This is a genomic window from Neglectibacter timonensis (assembly GCF_900048895.1).
GTDB lineage: Bacteria > Bacillota > Clostridia > Oscillospirales > Acutalibacteraceae > Acutalibacter > Acutalibacter timonensis.
The window spans coordinates 610815-634742 of sequence record NZ_LT160640.1 but is presented as its reverse complement, the minus strand read 5'-3'; the positions used below and the strand labels follow the sequence as shown (position 1 = coordinate 634742).

Below are 23928 nucleotides of genomic sequence, written 5' to 3'. Positions count from 1 at the left end.
GGTGGTCGGATTTTTACTGTATTTTATATTTATTCCGATTCCGTTGTTTTTTTCTTCTTTTTGTTTTGCACCTTAGAAAGAGGATTAGCGTTGGCTGCGTCCTCCATCTGCGTGCTGGAGGTATGGGTATAGATTTCTGTTGTTCCGAGATTTTCATGTCCCAAAATATCCTGCAGAACCCGTATATCTACATGGCCATGCCGGTACATAAGAGTGGCGGCAGTATGTCGGAGCTTATGAACTGAATATCCAGGACCGCTCAGCCCGATCTTATCTAAATACTTTTTCACAATAAATTGAACCGTTTTCGGGCTGATACGGGTCTTTCGGTTGCTCAAAAATAAAGCATTCCGATCTTTGACACCATCTTTAGGCCGGACTTTGAGATAGCTTTCAATTGCCTCCAGACAAGCCTGATTCAAATAAACAATACGTTCCTTGTTGCCCTTTCCTAAAATACGGATTGTAGAATTATTGTGAAGTACGTCGGAAATGTTGATGCCCACTAATTCAGAAAGCCTCATGCCGCAGTTGAGAAACAACACTAAGATACAGTAATCTCGTTCTTTATCAGGCCCTTCCACTGCATTGAGTAATTCGATACTTTGTTCGAGTGACAGAAAATGGGGCAGAGATTTCTTTTTTTTAGGCGGAGTGAGATTTTCTGTCGGGTTTTCCATCAAAAGCTTTTCATGTACAGTCAAATATTTAAAGAAAGATTTTAAGGAGGAAGATTTTCTCTGTCTAGTAGAGCTCATATTGTTGCGAGAATCAGCCACGAAGTTCATGAACTCGAAAATATCCAACGTAGTAATGCTGCGGATTAAATCCAGATCCACATCGTTTACTGAAATGGCCTCCAGATTATTTTCGTCGCCGGCTAAACCGCGATCCCGTTTGATAAACCTAAAAAACGTCCGTAAATCCATACAGTACTCGTCAACAGTATGCGCGGAGAGTCCGCGGATATTGCGAAGATAAAGTGCGTATTGCTGCACGATAAACGGCATTTCGGCTTTAATGGAAAAGCTCATAAATTTTTCACTCCTAACGACCTTTAAGACTCCCCTATATTATACAAAATATTTATTTTGTATAATTATTTCAATGCTTCTTTCTCTCCTAAAGACAACGTCTCTATTCCATTTGCAGTAAAGGAAGTATGCCGCCTACATCCATCAGTTCACCCGGAAAAAGTTCCAGGATGGAGATACTATAGTTCCTTAAAAATCCCCTGATACTTTCACAGTCGGGATGACTCGACAGCTGTCCGGTAAAGGCGATACAATCACGGCTCAGATGTCCGCAGCATCCGCCCAATAAACCGGTGTCATAACCTGGCAGCCTAATAAATCCGGAACGGATGCACAGAACATCTACCCCCAGTTTCTCTAAAACTATCGAGATCCCTCTGTCTGCTGTGATCACTGCGTTTTTATTGACGATACACACCGCACAGGCAGTGTACCCTTGTCTGACAGGAATAATTGAAATCTCTTGCTTTTTTGCCCAGGTCAGAATCCGGGGATCCACTGTATTCGGATTTGCAATCAAACAGTTTCCCAATATGAGAGCGTTGCACAGCACATCCTGCGGATAACTGACGAAAGGAGTCTTCTCTGTTTCTTTTGTTCGAAGTCCGGTTTCCTTTTGAATGGACTTTCCCAGAGTGCTTCCAGATAATGTGAAAAGCAAATCCGGCGCAACCATACATACCTGCATGTCAGGATGCCAGGATACCGGAACGGGCAGTCTGGATTCCCTATTGGTCAGAATTGTTTTTATCCCTATTGCATTCAGCGCATGTGGAAGAAATGGATATTCTCCGCTTACCAATGCTGTTGTAACTGGGGAATCCGGGAGTCTCGGGTGTGGCAGAAATAAATCCATCAGGTTGCAGCCTCAAAAGCTTCCCGGATGTTTTTGGTTCCGATGATCTCGATTCCGCTGAATTTTTTCAAAGTCTTCAAGCCGTGGTACGGCAGGACACAGCGGCTGAAGCCCAGACGCAGCGCTTCAGAAATACGCAGGTCCGCATGGCTGACGCTGCGCAGCTCTCCGGCCAGCCCGATTTCCCCGAACACTACCGTATCTTCACGGACAGAAACATCTTTCAGACTGGAAATCAACGCAATGGCCACTGCCAAATCAACGGAGGGTTCATCCAGCCGGAGACCGCCTACCACATTGATAAAGGCGTCCAAATTGGAAAAATAATAACCAGCGCGTTTTTCCAGTACTGCCAGAATCAGAGACATCCTGTTGTAATCAAACCCAGTGGACATCCGGCGCGGTGTTCCATAGCCTGAGGTGGTGGCCAGTCCCTGAATTTCTGCCAGAATGGGACGGGTTCCCTCCATGACAGCGGTTACGCAAGAGCCGGAAACATTCTGCGGCCTTCCTGAGAGCATGGCTTGAGAAGGGTTTTCCACTTGAGTCAGGCCGTCCTCCCCCATATCGAATACACCGATTTCGTTGGTAGAGCCATATCGGTTTTTCACTGCCCGCAAAATTCGATAGGTCATCTGACGGTCGCCTTCAAAATAAAGTACCGCATCCACGATATGTTCCAAAACCTTTGGACCTGCGATTGCCCCATCCTTATTGACGTGGCCTACGATCATTACAGGGATATCCAACATTTTTGCGCAGCGCATCATGGTGTTGGTGCATTCCCTGACCTGGGTAACACTTCCCGGAGAAGAATTCAGCTCAGTGTGATTCATTGTCTGGATAGAATCGATCATGACGAGATCCGGCTTTTCAGCCCGGATCTGCTCGACGATAAATTGCACATCTGTTTCTGTTAAAATTTTCAGGTTGGGGCTCTGGACTCCTAATCTGCTTGCGCGAAGTTTGATCTGTCTTGCAGATTCCTCTCCGGACACATAGAGAATCTTGAGATTTTGTCCTAGATATTCACAGATCTGGAGGAGCATCGTAGACTTTCCGATTCCGGGATCTCCGCTGATCAGGATCAAAGAGCCTTTGACGATACCGCCGCCGAGAACACGGTCTAATTCCCCCAGGCCAGTGTGATATCTGGGCTCGTCCGCTGTACTGATCTCATGGATACCAATGGGACGGGAAACGTTCCCGGCAGAAGAGGCCGCTGTTGATTTTTGTGTCATAGGTTCTTTGAGCATTTCCAGCATGGTATTCCACTCTCCGCATTCCGGGCATTTTCCCGTCCATTTGGGAGATTCATATCCGCACTGCGTGCATTGATAGATCAATTTGCTTTTAGCAGGCATTTTCAAGTGTTCCTTTCTTTTGTTACAAACCCAACACAGATGAGAGCTCTGATAGATTGTGAGGCAACTGCGGGTTTTTTCCGGACCTGTCTATCTTGATGAAACGACAGCCTGCCGCTTTTGCGGTTTTCTCATCCTTCTCTTCATCCCCGATCAGGCATAGCTCTGAAAGCTTTGTCTTCCATTTCCCAGCCAGATACTGCAGGCCAGCCGGGTTGGGTTTTCGGTATCCGCAGGTTGCTGAAGATACATAAAAACCAAAATACGGCAGCAGCTTTGAAATATGCTGCCGTATCAATTGATCGGGCATCGCAGAGGGCAAATCCGTCAATATGGCGGCGTGCCCCCTTCCTGCCCGATACAGGTTTAAGAAGGGAATCGTATCATCATAAATAATTGGAACCAGCTTCAGTCCGTCAAAAAAATATTCTACCAGCGTTGAAGGACACAGTGATGGCCGGTTCCAAGAAACAATTGCTTTTTCGAACAAATATTCTGGGGAGTACTCTTTCTCACGGCCGCAGATTCTGGGATTGTAAGAACGGAGAATTTCACAGGCGTCCATCAGCTCCTGATTCGTTAAATTCAGCTGCAGGGCATCATTTACCCTCTGGAAGCCGTCCAGATAAAAATCAGACCAGTTGGCAGGCATGCCTTGGTATTTCATGAGCGTTCCGCCTAAGTCGAATACTAGAAAAGCCATGCCTCTTCCCCTCCTGCCTCCAGCTATTGCAACAATTAACTTTTTCAGTATTATATCATGTTTCTGAGATTTTGCCAAACGCGCAGCACATTAGTATTGGATTTATGCGACGCTGGAGGTTTCAGAGGGAGTTTTATCGGTTTTGGCGGACAGATAATCGATCAAACCGTTATAGATAGCCGCCGCCATGTCCTTTTGATACTTTTCGTCACACAATCTTTCTGCTTCAGCAGGATTAGAGAGAAATCCGCATTCCACCAGAACGGCGGGAACAGTGGTATGATAGAGCAAATAAATGTTTTTTTCCGCAGCCTTGTTTTCACGTTTATTCTCCGGCTGCAGAGAAGAGGTGATATTCTGACGGATCGCCTCTGCCAAAGAGGAGCTTTCGGTGTCATTTGGGGAATAAAAAACTTGAGCCCCATCATATTTCCCCTCTGTAAAATAATTTTGGTGGATGCTGATTAAAATACACTTCCCCATTTCTTCCACTGTTCTCAACCGGTTTTTGGTGTCTGACCGCTTTCTTTCGGAAATACTGCCCAGGCTCTGATCTCCCACTGCATAATCACCGTCACGGATCATGATGACCTCAAAATTGTTTTCTTGTAAATATTTCTGCAGATTCAAGGCAATGGCTAGATTGATATCCTTTTCCATAACGCCGTTTACGCCAACGGCGCCGCCATCTTCGCCACCATGTCCCGCATCGATGACAACAGTCCCCTTTTTTTTAAAAAAATCAGCATGAAACGCCACGATGCCAAAGGCTTGAACAGTTTGAAAGGCAAAGAAGAGGAATGCCGCAAATACGATCGCGGGGAAAACAATTTTCTGGTAATTCCTTTTCAACTAAAATCCCTCCTATTAAGTATCGTCTATTCCTATGAAAACTGTCGTTTATCCATGCTATGGAACTTTTAAATCCACATGTTTTATGCTATAATAACTATTTAATCCAAACGTGGGAGAAAGGTTGGGATTTCATGAGAATCAGTGAGCTTTTAGCAAGGGACAAGATTACCGTCTCCTGTGAAATTTTCCCCCCAAAGAAAGACGGGGCATTTGGCAGGATTTTTGAGGTTGTGGATCAAATTAACCAACTGAATGTGGACTTTATCAGTGTGACTTATGGCGCGGGAGGAAGCACTTCAAAAAAGACGGTGGAAGTGGCTTCTTATATTCAGAATAAACATTGTAAACCGGCCCTGGCTCATTTGACCTGTTGTGATTCCAGTAAAGAAGAAATTCAGCATCGGTTGGAGGAATTAAAAGCCAATGGCATTGAAAATATTTTGGCTTTACGCGGAGACCGTCCTGAGAACTATTCCGGGGGAGGTTCTTATACCTATGCTATTGATCTTATTCGTGATATCAAAGTTCAAGGGGATTTTTGCATTGGTGCAGCCTGCTATCCAGAAGGCCACGTGGAATGTGAGCATAAAGAAGACGACATTGGTTTCCTGAAAGCGAAAGTGGATGCAGGTTGTGATTTTTTGACCACACAAATGTTTTTTGACAACAATATTTATTATAATTTCTTGTATCGAGTGCTGGCTGCGGGAATTCACGTACCGGTAATTCCGGGGATCATGCCGGTCATCAACAGCAAACAGATCAAACGAAGCTGCGAGCTTTCGGGGACAGCCCTTCCTCCCCGCTTCAAAGCGATAGCCGATAAATTTTCAGATGTTCCCGAGGCAATGCAGCAGGCGGGGATCGCCTATGCTACAGAACAAATTATCGATCTAGTGGCAAATGGCGTTAAGTATTTTCATATTTACACGATGAACCGTCCGGAAACTGCTGCGAAAATTATGGAAAATCTGAGTTGTATTTTGAGATAAGAGGAGTGCTATGCTGGATCGAAAAGAAGTGTTGCGTTATCTTGGCTGCCGGACGGAAAATGCTTTGTTGGAACGGATGGCAGTTCAGGCTGAGAAACTGGTGTTACAGGCTGCCGCTCCCGTACATGTATTCAGACGAACGGCTATACGTGTGGAAGATGATACCACGCATGTGGGAACGACAGCGCTGGTAAGCAGGGATTTGGCGGCACACCTGAACGGCTGCCGAGAAGTCTACCTGTTAGCCTTGACATTAGGCCCAGGAATTGACAGGCTGATTCGGCGCAGTGAGGTAGCCGATCCTCCTATGGTTCCAGTATTACAGGCCTGTGCAGCTGTCTATACAGAATTCTGTGCTGATGAGATTCAGAAATCGCTGGAAGCTCAGGCTGGCAGATGCGGACTCTACCTCCGTCCCAGGTACAGTCCGGGGTATGGTGATTTTTCACTGGAAAACCAGCGCTTCTTTTTTGATTCTCTGGAAATCACAAAAAGAATAGGCGTTTTCCTGACAGACAGTTTCTTGATGATACCATGCAAATCCATCACTGCCGTGCTAGGGCTTTCCGAAAAAGGGACGCAGTGTCACGTGGGAAAATGTATGAGCTGCAAGTTAAATAAATGTCCTTTTAGAAAATAAAATGATTTTTAACAGGATTAAAATAAAAAGGAAGATTTTACATGCATACAATACTTTCAAGGCTTGGAAATGAAATTTTATTCTTTGATGGGGCAATGGGAACCACTCTGCAAAAAAAAGGACTTCCGACAGGAGAACTGCCGGAGCTGTGGGATATTTTAAAGCCTGAGGTAATCCGGGAAATTCATCGCTCTTATCTTCAGGTGGGCTGTACGGTGCTAAAAACCAACACCTTTGGAGCGAATCGTTTTAAACTGATGGAAAGCGGCCACTCTGTTCAGGAGATCGTACAGGAAGGAGTCAAGCTAGCAAAGGAGGCAGCTGCCCCCTATTCTGCCGCCGTAGCATTAGACGTCGGCCCTACCGGAAAGCTTTTAGCTCCGATCGGGGATTTGGAGTTTGAAGATGCAATCGCTGCTTACAGGGAAATAATGAGCGCCGGTGTGCAGGCGGGGGCCGACTGTATCCTGATTGAGACGATGAGCGATCTCTACGAAATTAAGTCTGCAGTGATAGCAGCGAAAGAAGGCGCCCCTTCCCTTCCTGTTTTTGTCACGATGACAGTCAATGAACAGGGAAAGCTGTTGACAGGCGCTGATCTAGAAACAGCAGCGGCTGTTCTTGAGGGGCTGCGTGTGGATGCAATAGGTCTTAACTGCGGTCTGGGGCCGCAGCCAATGGTCTCTTTGGTGCAGCAGCTTCGTAGAGCCACCAGCCTGCCGATTCTGGTCAATCCCAACGCCGGCCTCCCAAGGGAAGAAGACGGCAGAACGGTATATGATGTGGAACCCGATGAATTTTCCAAGACCATGGTCGAAATCATATATGCGGGAGCTAATGCGGTGGGAGGATGCTGCGGAACGACCCCCAAACATCTTTTTGAAACGGTTGCCCGGTGCCAGGCGCTTCCTTCTCCTGTAATAAAGCAGCAGAAACGTACGGTAGTCGCATCAGGAAATCGATCAGCCCGATTTGGCGGCAGACCGGTTATCATTGGTGAACGCATTAATCCCACGGGAAAACCCAAATTCAAACAAGCCTTACGCGAGGAAAATCTCTCTTATATTCTGCAGGAAGGAATTGTACAACAGGATAACGGGGCAGACATTCTGGATGTCAATGTAGGTCTTCCGGAAATCGACGAACCCAAGATGATGTGTCGGGTTCTGAGAGAATTGCAGGCCGTTACAGAGCTGCCTTTGCAAATAGATACCTCCGATCCGAAAACTATGGCGGACGCTATGCGGATTTACAATGGAAAGCCATTGGTGAACTCTGTTACTGCCAAAGAGGCGTCCATGCATTCAGTCTTTCCCCTGATCCAAAAATATGGCGGCGTGGTAATCGGCCTAACGATCACAGAAGGCGGCATCCCGGAGACCGCTCAAGGCCGGCTGGAAGCTGCACGCAAAATTATAGACACGGCGGCGGAATATGGAATTGGCAAGGAAGACATTATTATTGACCCATTGACGATGGCGGTCAGCGCAGGACAGGATTCCGCTTTGGTGACGCTGGAGGCACTGCGGCAGATCCATGCTGAACTCGGAGTGTGTACCTCTTTGGGTGTCTCTAATATCTCATTTGGGCTTCCCCAGAGAGAGACTGTCACCTCGGCATTCTTCCTGATGGCCCTTCAAAGCGGCTTAAATGCAGCGATCATGAACCCAAACTCCGATATCATGATGCGAGCTTACCGGTCGTATTGCGCCCTTTGCGGCTTCGATAACAACTGTATGAACTTCATAGCCGCCTATTCGCAATCTAAAGAGAATGTTGTATCCAAAACGATGCCGGGTTATTCCTTGTTCAGCACTATTGAAAAAGGGCTGAAGGAAGCGGCTGCAGAGGCTGCAGCCGCGCTGGCGCAGACAACCTCTTCGCTGGAGATCATCGACCAGGAAATTATTCCTGCCTTGGATTCTGTGGGTGAAAAATTCGAAAAGGGTGTTTTGTTTCTGCCGCAGCTTTTGATGAGCGCGGAAGCTGCCAAAGCCGCTTTTGATGTGATAAGAGCGAAGCTGGATCCATCAAAGCAGGAGGTAAGTCAAAAGTGCCTGACCATTGTGATTGCCACTGTCAAGGGAGACGTTCATGATATTGGAAAGAATATCGTTAAAGTACTTCTGGAAAACTATGGATTCGCAGTCATTGACCTGGGAAAGGATGTGGCTTCTGAGACCATATTGGAGACGGTGAAAAGGGAAAATGCTGAATTGGTAGGTCTCAGTGCTTTAATGACAACTACGGTGGCTTCTATGAAGGAGACTATAGACTTGCTGAAGCGAGAGGCACCTCACTGTAAGATTATGGTAGGCGGGGCTGTGCTCAATCAGGAGTATGCCGATCTGATCGGTGCGGATTTTTACGGGAAAGATGCCATGGCTTCAGTCCGTTATGCTTCTGAAATAGAGAAGGAACTCTCCGGAAAGTCATAAAGAGCAAGGCCGCAGTCAAAATTTTGTGACTGCGGCCTTGCTTATTTATGACTTCATGTTTCATAATCCGGTAGTCGTTTTGGCTTACTCCGCGAGATCTGCAGGATAATTCCCGTTCTGTCTTGGACTGCTCCCAACTATACTGCAGATAAGTCTTTCTCCCCCATCCATTGACGCCGGATTACTTCAAAGCCTATTTTCTGGTACCAATCCACAAGTGCTACATAACGCAGTTCGATATTCATACAGCCCTGCAATTTCAGCCATTCAGCCCCTTTTGAGACCAGCTGTCGCCCGATTCCCTTTTTTCTTTCCTCTGGTACCACGCCCACACAACCGATACTGCCTGTCCGGCTTTCAGGTTTGACGAACCTGCCTCCCTTCGGGGAAAGAAATTCAAAACCAGCTATTTCTCCTGCATGAAAGGCAATCAGGATAGGTTCTGACGGAGATATAAAGAAATCCTTCCATGCAGGCTCGGCCTTCTGTACAGCATTTAACAAAAGAACAGAATCTTTTTCGGTGGCAAAACGAAAAACCACCGTTTCCGGTGCAGGAGGAATGTCCAGAGCCAAAGCTGAAAAATGATTCAGACAAAGGTTCATATCTGCGCTGGTCCACTCAGCGGAATAACCTCTCTTTTGAAAAAAGCGGGAAATTTCTGTCGGTTCGGCGGGGACTCCCTGCAGCAGATAATGTTTGCCTCTACCCAAAATAATATGTTTGAAATTCTGCCCTGCAATTGCAGTTTCTGATTTTTGCAGCAATCTGCTTCCGACTCCTTTTGCTCGGTAGAAGGGATCTACACAGAGCAGAGAAATGGTATTTTCTCGTACTATGGAAAATCCAATCAGCTTGTTGGCATTGAAATCTGATAAGATTTCTGCAGTTTCAAGCTGAAGCAAATTACAAAAAGCCTCTTTCGAAACAGGATAGTCAGGGAAGCATTTCAGATATAATGCAAAAATATCATTAATGTCTGGTGACACCAAGTCCCCCTCCTCTTCATTAGAAAAATAAAAAACGCCGGAGCTCGCTCCGGCGTTTTTTGGAGGTGACACCCGGATTTGAACCGGGGAATGAAGGTTTTGCAGACCTTTGCCTTACCACTTGGCTATGTCACCATGGTTAAGAAAAGACGCTTATGGAGAAAGCGTCTTTTCTACTTTTGGAGCGGACGACGAGGCTCGAACTCGCTACCTCCACCTTGGCAAGGTGGCGCTCTACCAGATGAGCTACGTCCGCAGATCATACTGTCTGTTCTCTACGGCTTTTATATTATATGCATTTTCCCACGTTTTGTCAAGCTGAAAATAAGAAAAATTTCAAAAGCATCTCGTGCCTCATTTTTTATACATCCTTCGCTATGGCCCAAGATTAACGGTATTCTGTTTTTCTTCTGTTTTTTGGGACTATCCTCCCTCTCATCAAACAGTAGAGAAAATATACTCATTAATTCACCTTTTGAGTTCAACTGCTTAAAGGTAAGAAAAGACTCCTCAAAACCTTAATCGTTTTGAGGAGTCTTCCTGGTGCCTCCGATCGGAATCGAACCAATGACACGGGGATTTTCAGTCCCCTGCTCTACCGACTGAGCTACAGAGGCAAGAATGGCGACCCGGAACGGGCTCGAACCGTCGACCTCTAGCGTGACAGGCTAGCGTTCTAACCAACTGAACTACCGGGCCAAATACCGTCGCTATCTATTTGATTGCACATGGTGGGGACAATAGGACTCGAACCTATGACCCCCTGCTTGTAAGGCAGGTGCTCTAACCAGCTGAGCTATGCCCCCGAGTGAATCAGTGCAATCACTTTTCAGCGACGTTTAATATCTTACACGATTCTTGCTCATTTGTCAATATTATTTTCATCTTTTTTCAATTTTTTTTTGCTATCTCAGCCTGCCGGATCAGTTCTCTACATTCTTCCTCAGTAAAATAGTATTTCCTGTTGCAGTACTGGCAGATGGTCTCTACCCTTCCCGACTCATCCAAAGGAAGATCACGTAGTTCGTCGGCCCCTATCGTGAGCATGGCTCGGGCAAATTTTTCTTTGCTGCAGTTACAGGCATAATGCACCCGAAATTCATCCAGCTTTTCAATTTGGAATCCTTCCAAAGCAGTCTTGCAAATTTCTTCCGGCTGCGTTCCCTTTGCCAGCATTGTAGTGACGGAATCCATATGTGAAATATTCTCTTCTAAGCGTTGCAGAGCGTTATCATCAGCACCCGGCAAAGCCTGTATCAATAGCCCGCCAGCCAGAAGTGTTTCTCCTCCGTCTTTATTGACAAGAACGCCCAGAGCACACACCGTAGGAATCTGCTCACTTATTGCATAATAGTTTGTTATATCTTCCGCAATTTCACCGCTGGCCAACTCTACCTGGCCAATATAGGGGTCACCGCTCCCCATGTCCCGCATAACAGCAATTCGTCCAACTGCGCCAACGGCGGTACCCACATCAATTTTGCCATTGGGCTTCAGCGGCAGATCCACCTGGGGCCGGTCCACATATCCCCGAACGTTCCCATAACTATCTGAAATAGCCACCAAATTTCCAAGAGGCCCACCTCCATTTACCTTTAAGGTAAGCGTTGCATCGCTGCTTTTGAGCATAGAGCCCATCACTGAGGCCCCAGTCAACAAACGCCCCAAAGCTGCACAGGAAGTCTTGGTCAGTTTATGCAATTTTTGAGCTGTATAAACCAAATCACTTGAATCAATGGCAGCAGCCATCAAACTGCCGTCAGAGGTAATGCATCGAAGTATTCTATCCATGGTTTATAAACAAATCCTTTATCTTTTCTTTTTTGCGGCGAAAACGACGCGCTGACTATCAATTTTGGGAGATTCAAAGCTCATTTCATCAAAAATAGAAATAGAAGAAAACCCAGCTTTCTCCAAACATGCGCTGATCTTTTCAAGAGGATAAGTGCGTTCAGAAAAGTGTTCTGAACTACGGGAATATAGCTTGCCGTTCCGTTCAAAAAAATCCAAATGTATGTCTACACGGGCAGAGGCAGGTACATAATGGTTTTGCCAAACACAATAGACATTTTCCATATCGTAAACAAACACATTGTTTCCCAACACCATTTCATGTTTATAAAGAGTATTCAGGTCGAAAAGAAAAACACCGCCTGGATTCATGAAAAAGGAAACCTTGGAAAATACCTGTTGGACTTCTTGTTCGTCCTTCAGATGATTGATACTATCCAATGAGCAAATAACAGTGTCTACTGTGCCATATAAATCAATAGATTGCATCTTCTGACACAGAAAAAGGATGTCAGCGCCCACGTTCATACATTTTTCCCTGGCTTGAGAGAGCATAGCGACAGAGGCGTCGACACCATAGATATCAACACCTCTGCAAAAAAGCTCTAAAGTCAGACTGCCCGTACCGCAGGCAAGATCCAAAGTCAAGCCCGGCGCATGCTCTAGCCTTTTCAGAAGAGCCAAAAAGTATTCAGCCCGTTCTGCATACCGGACATTGCGAGTCAACTCGTCATAATACTGCGCAAAAACTGAATAACCACTCATTCGCCGTCTTTATCCGCCTCATCAATTCTCTGAAATACCAGTTCATATCCGTCGCTGCCATAGTTCAAAGAACGGTTAACACGGCTGATTGTGGCAGTAGAAGCGCCTGTTTCCGCTACAATATCACTGTAAACCTGTTTTTGGCTCAGCATCCGGGCAACAGCCAAACGCTGCGACATGGCCTTCAATTCCGGAACAGTACAAAGATCATCAAAAAACTTGCTGCATTCTTCAGGGGTCTTAAGGGTCAAAACCGCCTGAAAAAGAAAATCAAAATTTTTGTCCTGAAGCTTTCCGTTCATTTGAACTACTCCTTCTCTCATTCAAGAACTTACACTTTAGAATTTTAGCATAGAAAAGTGTAAAAGTAAACTACAAAACAAAAACTTTGTCTCAAACATCGTTGCGTACAAGGTCTTCATAGGTTTCAGCCTTGATAACGATGCGAGACTCCCCGTTCGATACCATAACACAGGCCGGCTTCAAGTTTCTATTGTAATTGGAAGCCATAGAATAATTGTAAGCACCTGTAGAAAGAACTGCAAGAAGATCACCCTCCATCGGTGTTTGAAGAGCAGTATGTTCTTGAATGAGATCACCGCTTTCGCAGCATTTACCAGCTATCGTTGCGATGTAATCTGCCGGTTGATCTGCTTTATTGGCAATAAGGCAGGTATAGTCCGCTTGATATAACGCATATCTCGGATTGTCAAACATACCGCCGTCTATAGTCACATAATTTCTAACACCAGGAATCTCCTTTATGGAGCCTACCGTATAAAGCGTGATTCCTGCCTCACCCACAATAGAACGGCCTGGTTCAATAAATATCTTAGGAGTGGGAAGCTCTTTAACTTTACACTTTGAATGGACAGCCACTGAAACAGCTGCCATATACTCTTCATAGGGGATTGTTAAATCCTCATCGCGGTATTTAATTCCAAAACCTCCGCCTAAATTCAAATGCTCAAAAACTACACCCAGCTCATCTCTAATCTGAGCATAAAAATCCAGCATCATTTCTGCAGCATGGACAAACGGCTCCTTCTCCAGTATCTGGGAACCAATATGGCAATGCAGCCCTTTCAGAACGATGTGATCCATGGTAAGGGCAGTTCTAACCGCCTCCATGGCCTCGCCGCTGATTAGGTCGATGCCAAATTTAGAATCAATCTGACCTGTACGGATAAAATCATGAGTATGGGCGTCAATTCCAGGTTTAATTCGGAAAGAAATAGAGGCTACAGTGCTGTTCTCTGCAGCGGCCCGTTGTATCTGCATAAGTTCGCTGGGATGATCCACAACGATATCCCCTACACCGCTTTCTACGGCATAAACAATTTCCCCGATGGACTTATTATTTCCCTGGAAATGAATTCTACTTGCAGGAACGCCGGCCTGTAATGCGGTGTAAAGCTCTCCGCCAGACACAACTTCTACATCCAACCCCTCGCTCAAAACAATCCGATAAATTTCTTTACATGAGAAGGCCTTACTTGCATAAATAGGACGTCCATTTCCCCCGTAATTTGTTTGGAATGAGGAAACGTATCTTCTACAGGTTTCACGAATCTTGTCCTCACTCATTACATAGAGAGGAGTTCCGTATTGCCTTGCGAGATCCACTGTATCGCAGCCGCTGATTACCAGATGACCGGCGTCATTACAGCTCAAGCAGTCAGAGATCAAAATAACCCATCCTTTCCTCTACCCGTTCTGTACTACAGCCTGCTCAATCAGCTCTTTTACCTGTTCAAGTCCAACGCCAGAAACCGCTGAAAAAGGATAAAAATTAATTTCAGCTTCCTGAAATACCTCTGTAAACAAAGCTTTTTGAGCAGTAGACTGTGTTTGGTTGAGTTTATCACTTTTGGTGCAAACCACCACAAACGGATGACCCGTCTCCAATAGAAAATTGATCATAGAAATATCATCCTGAGTAGGCTCGTGCCGCATATCCAAAAGCTGTATGACCAGGGCAATTCTACGCTGTTGGGCAAAATAGCCTTCTACCAAATTCGCCCACCGTTCCTTTTCGGCTCTGGAAACTTTTGCATATCCATAGCCGGGCAAGTCCACAAAGCGGCAATCAGGAAGACGATAAAAATTAATTGTCGCTGTTTTTCCAGGAGTCGCGCTGACACGGGCTAAAGCTTTCCGATTAGCTAATTTGTTGATAAGAGATGACTTGCCTACATTAGATTTTCCACAAAAAACAATTTCCGGAAAGCTGCTTTCGGGAAGCTGATCCTCTTTGCCGGCGGCAAGTTCAAATTCTATTTTTTGAAAATTCACAATTTACTCCTTATTGGTATAATTCCGGAGCCTTGGCGTGTTGCACTGCATTGTCAGCCGAATGAACAACTCCATCTTTACCAGTGGGCCTAGGCATATAATTCAAAGCGGTTTCCAAAACGGTATCAATTCGCTTTACCGGAACAAAGCGGATTTTGTTTTTTACAACTTCGTCCACTTCAGACAGATCAGGGACATTGTCGGCAGGAATAATCACGGTTTTCATACCGTTTTTATAGGCAGCCATAGCTTTTTCTTTTAGCCCGCCGATCGGCAGCACTCTTCCCTGTAAAGTAATTTCCCCTGTCATAGCTACATCGTGCCGTACCGGTATTCCACAGAGAGCAGAAGTTATCGCGGTTGCCATTGCAGTGCCCGCAGAGGGACCATCTTTTGGAACCGCTCCTTCTGGTGCATGAATGTGGATATCACATTTTTCATAGAATTTAGGAGAAAGCCCAAGAGCACCTGCCCGTGTTCTGATACAGGTGATTGCCGCATTAGCGGATTCTTTCATCACGTCACCCAGAGAACCGGTTAACTGTATTTTTCCATTTCCTTCCATCACAGCCACTTCAATGGGAAGCAGTTCACCGCCAACACTGGTCCAAGCCAGACCATTTACCAAGCCGATGGTATCTTCAATAGAGAGCTCGTCATGCAAAAACTTCCTGGGTCCAAGCAGTTCGTCCAAATTTTCCGGCTTCACCGTGAAAGATTTGAACTCTGGATCGGATACGATCATTTTTGCAGCTTTCCTGCAGATAGCGGCAATATTGCGTTCTAAAGTTCTCACACCTGCTTCACGGGTATAGCCTTCGATGAGCTCCTGCAGGCTGGATTTCGTAAATTTCAACTGAGATGCTTTGATGCCATGTTTTTGGAGTTGTTTCTTAACTAAGTGTTTTGTGGCTATGTTCAGTTTTTCCTCGAGCGTATAGCTTCCCAGTTCAAGAATATCCATCCGGTCATATAGCGGCCCGGGGATCCGGGATGCATCATTGGCGGTTGTAATAAACAACACATGGCTTAAATCAAAGGGCATATCGATATAATGATCTGAAAACTCAGAATTTTGTTCCGGATCCAGTACTTCAAGCAACGCGGACGCAGGATCGCCCTTAAAATTCTGTCCCAGTTTATCAATTTCATCCAACAAAATGAGTGGGTTTTTCACACCTGCCTGTTTTACTGCGCTGATGATTCTGCCAGGCATTGATCCCACATAGGTTTTGCGATGTCCCATAATTTCCGCCTCATCGCTGACGCCACCCAGAGAAACACGCACATATTTTCGACCCGTGGCTTCTGCGATAGAACGTGCTATGGATGTTTTTCCAACACCAGGAGGACCGACTAAGCAAATGATTTGCCCTGTCTGTTTTGGCGCCAGGCTTTTAACGGCCAAAATTTCCACAAAACGCTCTTTGACTTTTTCCAAACCATAATGATCCCGGTCCAAAACACGCTGTGCCCGGGATAAATCCAACTTTTCTTTGGTCATTTTATTCCAGGGAAGTTCTAAACAGATATCGATATAAAGCCGGATTACGCTGGCCTCATGAGAACCATAGGGCATTCTGTACAGCTTGTCGCATTCCTTTAGAAGCTTTTCTTCACAAAGTTTGGGCAAACCGAGTGCCGTTATTTTTTGCCTTAGTTCATCGGCTTCCTGCTGAGGGTTATCTTCTTCCCCCAATTCGCTGGTAATAGCACGCAGCTGCTCCTTGAGGAAATATTCCCGCTGATTTTCGTCGATCTGGGCTTGTGCTTTCTGGTTTATTTCATTTTCAACAGCCAAAATCTGAATTTCTTCGGTCAATACATCAATCAGCTTCTGCATCCGTTTCAGCGGTCTCAGCTCGTCCAGAATATACTGCTTCCGCTCAAAATCAATTGAAATGTTCGAAGCAATGTAATCAGCCAGTCTGCCGCAATCCTTTTCCTGTAAAACCCCCAGTAAAATATCAGGGGGAACATGTTTAAAGAGACGCAGATATTCGTCAAACTTCTCATGGACAATACGGACCAGCGCCTCTGAACGATAGGATTTTTTATAGGTTAGAACAGGGCATTTTACAATGTTTCCCAGCAGGAAAGGGTCTTCCTGCGCCAAAGAAGAAATCTCACCGCGGCAGATCCCCTCTACATGCAGTTTTACGCCATCGTCGGAGTGTTGGATAACTTGTTTGATACGGGCAATAACCCCGATTTTATATAAATCTTCCCCCGTTGGCTCATTTTCTGATAGGTCAACCTGGGATACAAGAAATATCAGCCTATCTTTTCCAATAGATTCGCTTACAGCAAGAATTGACTTTTTACGGCCCACGTCAAACTGAAGCATCATCCCTGGAAAAAAAACCAGGCCACGCACTGCCAAAACAGGCAGAACAAGATTTGTCTCTATCATATTATTATCTTCTGTAAACATTTGTCAGTATGTACTCCTAAAATCAGTGAAAGACTGCGCCGGCAAACGCCGGCAACAGCCTTCTCCGTTTCTCTGCTTATGACACTGAGTCTTTACGGTCACGCCGCTTCGGCTGCGTGATTTTTATTTTTACAGGTTTTCTGTCTTTGTTATAAACGATATCTGGTTTTTCGCCTTTTTCAATCGTTTCCTTTGTTACAGTAACTTTTTCTACCGTATAGTCGCTGGGTATCTCGTACATAAAGGGCAACAAAGCGTCTTCCATAACAGACCGCAATCCCCTGGCGCCTGTTTTGCGCTCCAGCGTTCGTTTGGCAACGCTGACCAATGCTTCAGAAGTAAACTCCAGATCCACTTTGTCGAGATCAAACAGCCTCTTATACTGATTCACCAAAGAATTTTTAGGTTCGGTAAGAATACGTACCAGAGAATTCTCGTCAAGTGCATTAAGCGAAGTAATAACCGGGATGCGCCCAACCAGTTCAGGAATCAGCCCATATTTTACAAGATCATGAGGGGTGACATCTTTCATCCAGTCGATTTCATTGAGCTCCTGCTTCCCGTGAACCTCTCCTCCGAAACCCAGAGAATTAGAGGCCATCCGCTTTTGTACTATTTTTTCCAACCCATCAAATGCACCGCCGCAGATAAACAGGATATTCGAGGTGTTGATCATAATCGCTTCCTGTTGGGGATGTTTTCTTCCGCCCTTTGGAGGAACACTTGCAGTTGTGCCTTCCAGAATCTTCAAAAGTGCCTGCTGTACTCCCTCCCCGCTGACATCACGGGTAATAGACTGGTTTTCCGATTTCCGGGAGATTTTGTCAATTTCATCGATATAGATAATACCGCGCTCTGCACGGAAAATATCAAAATCCGCAGCCTGAATGAGACGGAGCAGAATGTTCTCCACATCCTCACCAACATAGCCGGCCTCCGTCAGCGTAGTAGCGTCTGCTATTGCAAAAGGCACGTCGAGTAGTTTAGCTAAAGTTTGGGCAAGATATGTTTTTCCCACACCAGTAGGGCCAAGCAGGAGTACGTTGCTCTTTGCCAGCTCTATTTCGTCATCGGAAAAATAAATCCTCTTATAGTGATTGTAAACGGCGACAGAAAGGGCAATCTTGGCATTGTCCTGGCCAACAACATACTCGTCGAGTTTCTTTTTGATTTCATGCGGCTTAGGAAGGAGAATTCCCACTTCCTTTTCGTCGCTGCGTCCCTTTTTCAGCCGGTCTTCGTCCTCAATAATTGACATGCAAAGCCTGACACAGGCATCGCAGATATAGACGCCAGAACCTGCGATCAGGCGGTCGGCCACTGCCTGAGGCTTGCCGCAGAAGGAACAGCAGATCTCGTTTTCGTTATTGCCTGCCATCCGTCCACTTCCTTTCCTTATCTCTTGTCGATCACTTTATCAATCAAACCATATTCTAAAGCCTGCTGTGCAGTCATGAAATTATCACGCTCGGTATCTCTTTCAATAACCTCCAACGGCTGCCCGGTTCTTTCAGATAGGATAGTATTCAATTTTTTCTTCACATGAAGAATATGATTTGCGTGGATGCTGATATCTGTTGCCTGGCCCTGTGCTCCGCCGCTGGGTTGATGAATCATGATTTCACTATTGGGAAGCGCAAAGCGTTTTCCTTTGGTACCAGCAGCCAACAGGAAGGAGCCCATACTGGCCGCCATACCGATGCAAATAGTAGAAACATCGCATTTGATATACTGCATGGTATCGTAAATGGCCATACCGTCTGTAATGACCCCGCCGGGGCTGTTGATATAAAGAGCAATATCCTTTTCGGGATCCTGACCCTCCAGATACAGAAGCTGAGCAACAATTACTCCCGCCGAGGCGCTGTTGACATCCTCGTTCAACATGACGATCCGATCGTTTAGCAGACGGGAAAAAATATCGTAAGAACGTTCGCCGCGATTCGTTTGTTCAACAACATAAGGCACTAAGCTCATGACAATAGGCTCCTTTCCAAGCATTGGTTAGTATGAAATCAAACAATAAGTTTTATTCTTCAAAAGAGATTTTTAATCCTCAGTTTTTTCCTCTTCGGAAATTTCCTCTTTTTTCGCACTCTTCTTTTTGGGAGCTGCCTTCTTTTTTGCAGCAGGCTTTTTTTCCGGTTTTGCTTCAGTGATCACGGCATTCTCACGAATGAAATCAATCACCTTCTGATTGGCTATGTCTGCGTTAATTGCCTCTACGCTTACAAAATTCTTGACGTTTTCAACAGGCATTTCATAGGCTTTCGCAAGCTTTTCAAACTCGGCTTCGGTTTCTTCCTCAGTGGGCTTGATATCTTCGAGCTCGGCTATTTTTTCAAGACCCAGGCGTACTTTTACCTGACGCTCAGCCTGAAGCTTGTATTGATCCCGCAGGTTATCGGTGCTCATACCGGTATATTTCAGATAAGTTTCCAGGTTGAGCCCCTGGGACTGAAGACGGTAGGCGAAAGAGTTGATCATTTCATCTATTTCGTTTTCGATCATTTCTTCAGGGATTACCGCATCAACCTTTTCAATGATGGCATCCACCATCTGATTTTCGGCATCTGAGTCTGCAGCTTTCTGACGCTGTTCCAGAAGGTGCTTTTCCAGGTCATTTCTGTACTCGGATACCGTATCGAATTCACTTACATCTTTTACAAATTCGTCATCAACTTCAGGAAGTTCCTTCATTTTGATTTCATGAAGCTTAATTTTGAAGGTCGCATCCTTCCCCTTAAGCTCCTCTGCATGATAATCTTCGGGGAACTTCACACTTACGTCGAATTCTTCCTCGATGGCGTGTCCGATGATCTGCTCTTCAAATCCAGGAATAAACTGGCCGGCTCCCAACGTAAGTTCATAATTTTCCGCTTTGCCGCCGTCAAACTGCTTTCCGTCCACATATCCATCAAAATCAATAACGGTAATGTCGCCATTTTCAGCAGCTCTGTCGTCCACATTAACCATACGGGAATTGCGCTCACGAACGCGCTCAATTTCAGCGTCAATATCGCCTTCTGTGACAGCCACTGGCTCTTTTGTCACTTCGATTCCCTTGTAACCGTCAATTTTCACTTCAGGTTTGACCACAACATTCAACTTGCAAAGAATTCCCTTTTCCTTGCCAATTTCGTCAATCTTAAACTCTCCGATGCTGATCACTTTCAGCTCGGATTTTTCAACTGCCTCCATCACCATGGGGCGATAGAGATGATCAACAGCGGCCTCAAAAAAGACCTCTTCCCCATAATATTTTTCGATAAACGCTCTCGGAGCCTTTCCTTTGCGGAAGCCGGGAATGTTCATTTTTTTGCTCTCTTTTTTGTAGACCTCATTGATGGCCTGATTGAATTCCTCAGAGGTAACCTCGATCTCAAGTTCATATTTGTTGGTTTCTACATTGTTGGTGGCTTTCAAATTCATGTCTCTTTTTCCTCTCAAATAAACTTAAAAAAGTAACTGAATCATTATAGCATACATGATTTTAATAATCTATATCTTTTCTGCAAATAATTTCCCGAAAATGAGAAAAATCTAAGCTTTTACAGCACTGAACGCCTATTTTACAAGAACGGGACAGAAACCCACAAAATCGCAGGAAACCAAATGCATTTTGATTCCCTTATAGACTCCAATAGGCGCTTTTCTGGCCGCCTGCTGTCCATGGATATGACCAAAATAACAATCTGTAATTCCTTCTTTCAGAAGGATCTCAAGAATTTCCGAGCATTCCATACTGTCATAGGCCGGCGGGTAATGCAGAAAAACAACGGGCCTTCCTCCCAGCCTTCTGGCATCCTGAATAGAGGCGAGCAGACGACCCGCCTCTCTGCTGACAATTTTTTTGTCCTCTTCGCTGGCTGAGTTATATAGCCATCCGCGGGAACCGCAGACAGAAATCTCTCCGATACGGTAGGCACAGTTATGTAACACCTGAAAATCCGAGTAGTCGTGGCTGGCGAAAAAATGATCGATTTTGGTCTTAGTTGACCACCAATAATCATGATTTCCCTTCATCAAAAGCTTTTTTCCAGGCAACGAGTGCAGAAATGAAAAATCCGCATAAGAATCTTCCAACTTCATAGCCCAAGACAAATCACCGGCTAAAACCACAGTGTCTTCCTCGGCCACAGTGCGCCGCCAGTTCATTTCCAGACGTTCTACATAATTGGACCATCCAGGAAATACATCCATGGGTTTATCTGCGCTAAGCGACAAATGAAGATCAGCAATGACAAATAACGCCATGGATCAACTCCTGTCTGAACAGACTGCCTGCAAAACAAATTCTGCCATCTGTTCTTTTGTGATGCAGTCAGTAAAACGTACGGTCTTATCCTTTAATCCCCTCAGCTGGGAAGGGGCATCTGTGTGGGAGAGCAGTTCCAAACGATTGAGATTTGAAAATTCATCCGGATCGGAGGCATCGGCAACCGCGCCCAAAACATTTTGTACAAACTTATAGGGGCTTGCAGTAGAGGCAATAATCGTCGGAGCAGTGTCCCCTGTCTCCTGCAGATACTGTCGGTAAACATTTACTGCCACCGCCGTGTGGGGATCGCAAAGATAGTTTTCTTCTTCTAAAAGCTCACGTATAACAGCGGCAGTTTCGTTGTCATCGCAAAACCCGCCAAAGAAAAGCTCTTTTACTTTACAGAAAACTTTTTGATTCACTTCATATTTTCCTGTAGAGGCCAATTCTTCCATCCAGCCGGAAACGCTGGAACAGTCCTCTTCTGCAAGCACGTATAGCAGGCGCTCCAGATTACTGGATACCAGAATGTCCATGGAAGGAGAGCTGGTTGTATAGAACTCCCGGCGCCGGTCATAAACGCCCGTTCGGATAAAATCAGTGAGTACATTGTTGGAATTGGAGGCGCAGAGAAAACGTTTGACCGGAAGCCCCATTTTACTGGCATAGTAAGCAGCCAGAATATTGCCAAAATTTCCTGTTGGAACCGCTATATTGATTTTTTCTTCCAGGGATTTAATCGTTCCGTTGCGGAACAAATCAAAATAGGAATAAAAATAATAGACCACCTGGGGCAGAAGCCTTCCCCAATTGATAGAATTGGCGCTGGAAAATAACATATTCTGCTCATCCAAAAGAGCGCCGATTCGTTTATCGGTAAAAATCTGTTTTACGCCTGTTTGGGTGTCGTCGAAATTTCCTTTTACCGCACAAACACAAACATTATCTCCTTCTTGGGTACACATTTGGCGCTGCTGCATGGGACTGACCCCATCCTGAGGGTAAAAAACCAGAATTTTTGTGTCCGGAACATCACGAAATCCCTCTAAAGCTGCCTTACCTGTATCACCGGAGGTGGCAACAAGAATTACTACCTGTTTTTCCGGAGCAGTCTTCTGCAACGATACAGTGAGAAAATGGGGCAGAATCTGGAGAGCCATATCTTTAAAAGCACAGGTCGGGCCATGCCATAGTTCCAGCAGATATTTATTCTCCCCTGTTTTCGTCAGAGGAACCAGCCGAACTGGTTCTTCTCCATTAAAACGATCTGAAGCATAGGCGTTTTCCACGCAGGCAGAAATCTCTTCCGGCGTAAAATCCGTCAGAAACTTGGAGAAAATATATTTTGCCAGCTCGCGATAATTCATTTCTGCCATCTGGGAGAAATGCTCCTGAAGGTCAGGCAGGTTTTCAGGAACGAAAAGCCCCCCTTCCTCCGATATACCTTTGGCAATGACCTCGGATGCCTTTTTCTTGACGGACGAATTCCTTGTACTTTGATACAACATTTTACATCACCTGCATTTACAAATTCCTGTAAGATTTCCAAGTAAACCTAAAACAACTTATTCTGGATAAAAAACTCCGCAGCATTTTGATAAAATATTTTATAAAGCAAAGATTCCTTATAATTATGCCGCAGAAAAAGCTCCCAGAGTCTCGGTACAGACTGAATGCCTTCCATATCAAAGGGCAGAGAAGCACCGTCAAAGTCACTTCCCATGGCAAGCACATCTTCGCCTCCCAGCGAGAGAAAATGCTCCGCATGCCGCAGGATATCCATCATAGACGCTTTGTCAGGAGTATCGTTAAGGAAACCCCGATAAAAGTTTAGTCCTACGATACCGCCGGACGCTTTGATTGCCAGAAATTGCTGATCACTGAGATTCCTTGGATGTCTGCACAATTGAATAGAGTTAGAGTGGGTGGCGATAAACGGCTTTTTGGCTATGGATGCGACATCCTCGAACAGTTCTGGACTGGCATGGGAAACATCTACGATGATGCCAGCATCTTCTAACATCCTGACAGCGTTTCTTCCAAACTCTGTCAGACCGCCCTTTCCCGGCGCCATCACGCCCCGACCCAGTTCGTTTTCTCCATTCCACGTTAAGGTCAACAACTTGACGCCGCGCCGTCGAAGTTCTGGAATTGTTTCCAACGTGCCTCCCAATGCAGCGCCATTTTCAACGGTAAGAATTGCAGTAACCGTACTATCTTGATGGATTCCTTCCCCAGTTTCCGGCATCCTATGGCATTGCATTTTATTGGAATAAGCACGGCGTTCCTGTTCCAGGCAATCTGCAATTTTTATAAAATGTTGAAAAGCTGCCTCTCCTCGAAGCGTGTCAGGAATCCAGGCAGCAAAGCACTGTATGTAATGTCCCAATGCAGCGCCGCGTTTCAGGTCTATATGAAGATCATTGTGCAGCAGAGATTTTCCTTTCATCATACATTCAGTCACTGTATCACAGTGGAGATCGAAATAATACAAAATTCATCACGACCTTT

General features: G+C 45.4%; 21 protein-coding genes and 5 tRNA genes. 3 read left to right on the top strand and 23 right to left on the bottom strand.

From position 1 onward, the window contains the following. Positions 1-29: 29 nt before the first annotated feature. The 5 genes from BN3911_RS11895 to BN3911_RS11875 all read right to left on the bottom strand — a co-directional run bounded on the left by BN3911_RS11895 (position 30) and on the right by BN3911_RS11875 (position 4809). The gene (locus BN3911_RS11895) at positions 30-1034 is read right to left on the bottom strand and encodes a tyrosine recombinase XerC (RefSeq protein ID WP_066865931.1); all 1005 of its coding nucleotides are present in this window, start codon (positions 1032-1034) and stop codon (positions 30-32) included. A gap of 103 nt (positions 1035-1137) precedes the next feature. Further along, entirely contained in the window at positions 1138-1890 is a 753-nt protein-coding gene (locus BN3911_RS11890) for a DUF6873 family GME fold protein (protein ID WP_066865928.1), read from the bottom strand. Further along, a complete protein-coding gene (gene radA / locus BN3911_RS11885; protein ID WP_066865925.1) occupies positions 1890-3254 on the bottom strand; it encodes a DNA repair protein RadA in 1365 nt (454 codons plus the stop codon). The genes BN3911_RS11890 and radA overlap by 1 nt, the downstream gene beginning before the upstream one ends. Positions 3255-3276: 22 nt before the next feature. Further along, complete coding sequence (locus BN3911_RS11880) at positions 3277-3957, bottom strand: HAD family hydrolase (RefSeq protein WP_066865922.1); 681 nt, start codon at positions 3955-3957, stop codon at positions 3277-3279. Positions 3958-4059: 102 nt separating this feature from the next. Continuing rightward, positions 4060-4809 carry an N-acetylmuramoyl-L-alanine amidase gene (locus BN3911_RS11875; protein WP_066865919.1) on the bottom strand — a complete coding sequence of 250 codons (750 nt, stop codon included), beginning with the start codon at positions 4807-4809 and terminating at the stop codon, positions 4060-4062. A 134-nt stretch (positions 4810-4943) separates the two neighbouring features. On the opposite strand from BN3911_RS11875, the gene metF reads away from it, so the two are divergent. The 3 genes from metF to BN3911_RS11860 are packed head-to-tail and all read left to right on the top strand — an operon-like array spanning position 4944 to position 8882. Further along, positions 4944-5804 carry a methylenetetrahydrofolate reductase [NAD(P)H] gene (metF, locus tag BN3911_RS11870; RefSeq protein ID WP_066865916.1) on the top strand — a complete coding sequence of 287 codons (861 nt, stop codon included), beginning with the start codon at positions 4944-4946 and terminating at the stop codon, positions 5802-5804. A 10-nt stretch (positions 5805-5814) separates the two neighbouring features. Beyond that, positions 5815-6444, top strand: coding sequence for a vitamin B12 dependent-methionine synthase activation domain-containing protein (locus tag BN3911_RS11865; protein WP_066865912.1), 630 nt, complete (start codon positions 5815-5817; stop codon positions 6442-6444). A gap of 41 nt (positions 6445-6485) precedes the next feature. Continuing rightward, on the top strand, positions 6486-8882 hold the full coding sequence (locus tag BN3911_RS11860; protein WP_066865909.1) for a homocysteine S-methyltransferase family protein: 2397 nt from the start codon (positions 6486-6488) through the stop codon (positions 8880-8882). A gap of 137 nt (positions 8883-9019) precedes the next feature. On the opposite strand, the gene BN3911_RS11855 is transcribed toward BN3911_RS11860, so the two are convergent. From BN3911_RS11855 to BN3911_RS11765, 18 genes are all read right to left on the bottom strand, one after another. Beyond that, positions 9020-9871 (bottom strand): GNAT family N-acetyltransferase, encoded by an 852-nt coding sequence (locus BN3911_RS11855; RefSeq protein WP_147578592.1) that lies wholly within the window; start codon positions 9869-9871, stop codon positions 9020-9022. A 60-nt stretch (positions 9872-9931) separates the two neighbouring features. Then, positions 9932-10006 (bottom strand) — tRNA-Cys (locus tag BN3911_RS11850). A 45-nt stretch (positions 10007-10051) separates the two neighbouring features. Further along, positions 10052-10127 (bottom strand) — tRNA-Gly (locus tag BN3911_RS11845). A 285-nt stretch (positions 10128-10412) separates the two neighbouring features. Continuing rightward, a tRNA-Phe gene (locus BN3911_RS11835) sits at positions 10413-10488 on the bottom strand. A gap of 5 nt (positions 10489-10493) precedes the next feature. Then, a tRNA-Asp gene (locus BN3911_RS11830) sits at positions 10494-10570 on the bottom strand. Positions 10571-10600: 30 nt separating this feature from the next. After that, a tRNA-Val gene (locus BN3911_RS11825) sits at positions 10601-10677 on the bottom strand. Between the two features lie 85 nt (positions 10678-10762). Next, positions 10763-11662, bottom strand: a complete 900-nt coding sequence (gene hslO / locus BN3911_RS11820; RefSeq protein WP_066865900.1) for an Hsp33 family molecular chaperone HslO — start codon at positions 11660-11662, stop codon at positions 10763-10765. 18 nt (positions 11663-11680) lie between these two features. Beyond that, on the bottom strand, positions 11681-12427 hold the full coding sequence (locus BN3911_RS11815) for a class I SAM-dependent DNA methyltransferase (RefSeq protein ID WP_066865897.1): 747 nt from the start codon (positions 12425-12427) through the stop codon (positions 11681-11683). Then, complete coding sequence (locus BN3911_RS11810; RefSeq protein WP_066865894.1) at positions 12424-12729, bottom strand: YerC/YecD family TrpR-related protein; 306 nt, start codon at positions 12727-12729, stop codon at positions 12424-12426. Before BN3911_RS11810 ends, BN3911_RS11815 begins: the two co-directional genes overlap by 4 nt. Positions 12730-12820: 91 nt before the next feature. Further along, positions 12821-14119 (bottom strand): diaminopimelate decarboxylase, encoded by a 1299-nt coding sequence (gene lysA / locus BN3911_RS11805; protein WP_066865890.1) that lies wholly within the window; start codon positions 14117-14119, stop codon positions 12821-12823. A gap of 15 nt (positions 14120-14134) precedes the next feature. Next, a complete protein-coding gene (gene yihA / locus BN3911_RS11800) occupies positions 14135-14722 on the bottom strand; it encodes a ribosome biogenesis GTP-binding protein YihA/YsxC (protein ID WP_066865887.1) in 588 nt (195 codons plus the stop codon). Positions 14723-14732: 10 nt separating this feature from the next. Further along, positions 14733-17135 (bottom strand): endopeptidase La, encoded by a 2403-nt coding sequence (gene lon, locus BN3911_RS11795; protein ID WP_066865884.1) that lies wholly within the window; start codon positions 17133-17135, stop codon positions 14733-14735. Positions 17136-17232: 97 nt separating this feature from the next. Further along, positions 17233-18534 carry an ATP-dependent Clp protease ATP-binding subunit ClpX gene (clpX, locus tag BN3911_RS11790; protein ID WP_066865881.1) on the bottom strand — a complete coding sequence of 434 codons (1302 nt, stop codon included), beginning with the start codon at positions 18532-18534 and terminating at the stop codon, positions 17233-17235. 17 nt (positions 18535-18551) lie between these two features. After that, entirely contained in the window at positions 18552-19133 is a 582-nt protein-coding gene (gene clpP / locus BN3911_RS11785) for an ATP-dependent Clp endopeptidase proteolytic subunit ClpP (RefSeq protein WP_066865878.1), read from the bottom strand. 72 nt (positions 19134-19205) lie between these two features. Further along, positions 19206-20588, bottom strand: coding sequence for a trigger factor (gene tig, locus BN3911_RS11780; RefSeq protein WP_066865876.1), 1383 nt, complete (start codon positions 20586-20588; stop codon positions 19206-19208). A 135-nt stretch (positions 20589-20723) separates the two neighbouring features. Beyond that, entirely contained in the window at positions 20724-21413 is a 690-nt protein-coding gene (locus BN3911_RS11775; RefSeq protein ID WP_066865874.1) for a metallophosphoesterase, read from the bottom strand. Positions 21414-21416: 3 nt separating this feature from the next. After that, on the bottom strand, positions 21417-22925 hold the full coding sequence (thrC, locus tag BN3911_RS11770) for a threonine synthase (protein ID WP_066865871.1): 1509 nt from the start codon (positions 22923-22925) through the stop codon (positions 21417-21419). Between the two features lie 47 nt (positions 22926-22972). Then, on the bottom strand, positions 22973-23911 hold the full coding sequence (locus BN3911_RS11765; protein ID WP_066865868.1) for a dipeptidase: 939 nt from the start codon (positions 23909-23911) through the stop codon (positions 22973-22975). Between the last annotated feature and the right edge of the window lie 17 nt (positions 23912-23928).

Bases quoted from the DNA above. Each gene is read 5' to 3' on its own strand.
- BN3911_RS11895 (WP_066865931.1), bottom strand. From the start codon at position 1,034: ATGAGCTTTTCCATTAAAGCCGAAATGCCGTTTATCGTGCAGCAATAC.
- BN3911_RS11890 (WP_066865928.1), bottom strand. From the start codon at position 1,890: ATGGATTTATTTCTGCCACACCCGAGACTCCCGGATTCCCCAGTTACA.
- radA (WP_066865925.1), bottom strand. From the start codon at position 3,254: ATGCCTGCTAAAAGCAAATTGATCTATCAATGCACGCAGTGCGGATAT.
- BN3911_RS11880 (WP_066865922.1), bottom strand. From the start codon at position 3,957: ATGGCTTTTCTAGTATTCGACTTAGGCGGAACGCTCATGAAATACCAA.
- metF (WP_066865916.1), top strand. From the start codon at position 4,944: ATGAGAATCAGTGAGCTTTTAGCAAGGGACAAGATTACCGTCTCCTGT.
- BN3911_RS11865 (WP_066865912.1), top strand. From the start codon at position 5,815: ATGCTGGATCGAAAAGAAGTGTTGCGTTATCTTGGCTGCCGGACGGAA.
- BN3911_RS11860 (WP_066865909.1), top strand. From the start codon at position 6,486: ATGCATACAATACTTTCAAGGCTTGGAAATGAAATTTTATTCTTTGAT.
- hslO (WP_066865900.1), bottom strand. From the start codon at position 11,662: ATGGATAGAATACTTCGATGCATTACCTCTGACGGCAGTTTGATGGCT.
- BN3911_RS11815 (WP_066865897.1), bottom strand. From the start codon at position 12,427: ATGAGTGGTTATTCAGTTTTTGCGCAGTATTATGACGAGTTGACTCGC.
- BN3911_RS11810 (WP_066865894.1), bottom strand. From the start codon at position 12,729: ATGAACGGAAAGCTTCAGGACAAAAATTTTGATTTTCTTTTTCAGGCG.
- lon (WP_066865884.1), bottom strand. From the start codon at position 17,135: ATGATAGAGACAAATCTTGTTCTGCCTGTTTTGGCAGTGCGTGGCCTG.
- clpX (WP_066865881.1), bottom strand. From the start codon at position 18,534: ATGGCAGGCAATAACGAAAACGAGATCTGCTGTTCCTTCTGCGGCAAG.
- clpP (WP_066865878.1), bottom strand. From the start codon at position 19,133: ATGAGCTTAGTGCCTTATGTTGTTGAACAAACGAATCGCGGCGAACGT.
- tig (WP_066865876.1), bottom strand. From the start codon at position 20,588: ATGAATTTGAAAGCCACCAACAATGTAGAAACCAACAAATATGAACTT.
- BN3911_RS11775 (WP_066865874.1), bottom strand. From the start codon at position 21,413: ATGGCGTTATTTGTCATTGCTGATCTTCATTTGTCGCTTAGCGCAGAT.
- thrC (WP_066865871.1), bottom strand. From the start codon at position 22,925: ATGTTGTATCAAAGTACAAGGAATTCGTCCGTCAAGAAAAAGGCATCC.